This window comes from Flavobacterium sp. UBA4854 (genome assembly GCF_002399805.1).
Taxonomy (GTDB): Bacteria; Bacteroidota; Bacteroidia; order Flavobacteriales; family Flavobacteriaceae; genus Flavobacterium; species Flavobacterium ginsengisoli.
On the sequence record NZ_DHEI01000081.1, the window covers coordinates 16,831 to 18,840 of the forward strand.

The following is a 2,010-nucleotide window of genomic DNA, read 5'->3' on the forward strand; positions in this document are numbered from 1 at the left end:
CACGGACCAGAAATTACAGATGACGAAGCCGAATTTAATGATAGTGGCATAACTCCAGAATCGGAACAAAATCTGATTACTCAGAAAAAGGGTTATATAGAAAAAGACGATACCAACAACAACGGAAAAATTAGTGCTTTCGAACGTTTCAAGATTCGTTTCATGCGAACTTTAGACCGTTTGTTTGTTCACAAAAAAGCAACAACAATTATATATTTAACAGGATCTATTCTTCTAGCTGTTTTGTTTATTAATTTTATCGGAAAAGACGTTTTTCCAAGAACCAATTCAAGTCAGTTTCAATTAAGAATGCGTGCTGTTGACGGAACGCGTTTGGAAAGAACCGAAGAACAAGCCAGAATTGTTTTAAAAGAATTAGAAAAAATGGTCGGTAAAGATCATATCGGAATTACATCTGTTTATGTGGGTCAGCACCCTTCTCTATTCTCGATCAACCCGATTTATCTGTTCATGGCTGGTTCTCACGAAGCGGTTTTTCAAGTGAGTTTAAAAGACTATCATGAAGACATGGACGATTTTAAAGATGAGTTTAGAGCAAGACTTAAAAAAGTATTGCCAGACACTAAACTTTCTTTTGAGCCAATCGAATTGACGGATAAAGTTTTAAGCCAGGGTTCTCCTACTCCAATTGAGATTCGAGTTGCCGGAAAAGACAAAAAGAAAAACGAATTATACGCGACTCAAATTGTAGACAAGTTAAAAGCAATTTCGTATTTCAGAGACGTGCAAATCGGACAGCCAATTCATTATCCAGCAATGAATATTGATATTGACAGAACTCGTGCTGCTGAATTAGGAGTTGATATGAATGATATTTCGCGTTCATTGGTGGCTTCAACCTCATCTTCTCGTTATACAGAAAAAAATAACTGGGTCGATGAGAAAGCAGGATTATCGTATTCTGTTCAGGTTCAGGTTCCATTAAATAAAATGAAAAGCAAAACCGATATTGGAGAAATTCCAGTATTGAAAAACTCGCTTCGTCCTGTTTTAAGTGACGTTGCTAAAATTACACCAGGCTTTGTAAGTGGTGAAAATGATAATTTAGGGGCTATGCCATACATTACCGTTACAGCAAACATCTATAAAACCGATTTGGGGACGGCTTCAAAAGATGTAAGCAAAACAATTAGTTCATTAGGCGAATTGCCACGTGGTTTGTTTGTTACGCCAATTGGACTAAGTACTGTATTGACCGAAACATTAAGTAGTTTACAAACAGGATTATTGGTTGCCGTATTCGTAATCTTCTTAATGTTGGCCGCTAATTTCCAATCGTTCAAAGTTTCGTTAGTAATCTTAACAACGGTTCCTGCCGTAGTTTTAGGATCGTTATTAATGCTTACTTTAACTGGTTCAACATTAAACTTACAATCGTATATGGGAATCATCATGTCGGTTGGGGTTTCTATTGCCAACGCCGTACTTTTGGTCACGAATGCCGAACAGCTTCGAAAAATAAACGGCAATGCCTTAGAATCTGCTCGTGAAGCTGCTGCGTTACGTCTTCGTCCAATTATCATGACATCTGTTGCGATGATTATGGGTATGTTGCCAATGGCAATTGGACACGGCGAAGGAGGCGATCAGGTTTCTCCGTTAGGAAGAGCAGTTATCGGTGGATTATTATTTTCTACTTTTGCCGTATTATTAATCCTTCCGCAGATATTTGCGTGGGCACAAGAAAAAACATCGACACAATCTGTTTCTTTAGATCCTGAAGACGAAGAAAGCATACATTATATCTCATCATTAAAACCAAAAAATGAAAAGTAACATTATAAAATCTACAGCAATACTATTTACAGCTTTAGTTGTACTAAGCTGTGAAAAGAAAAAAGAAGAAACTGCGAAAGCAGAAATAGAACCTAAAGTTGAAACTTTCCTTTTATCAAAAGAAAAACTAACAACAGAATTGCGTTTGCCAGCTGAATTAACCGGTTTCCAACAAGTTGATTTGTATGCAAAAGTGAGCAGTTTCGTAAAAAC

General features: G+C 37.0%; 1 protein-coding gene and 1 pseudogene. Both read left to right on the top strand.

The window, feature by feature from the left end:
* Positions 1 to 1,797: efflux RND transporter permease subunit (locus B3J44_RS11425; protein WP_286968555.1), on the top strand; the 1,797-nt coding region annotated here is incomplete at its 5' end.
* Positions 1,787 to 2,010, top strand: a pseudogene (locus B3J44_RS11430) (efflux RND transporter periplasmic adaptor subunit); the annotation flags it as partial. The gene B3J44_RS11425 and the pseudogene B3J44_RS11430, both read left to right, overlap by 11 nt.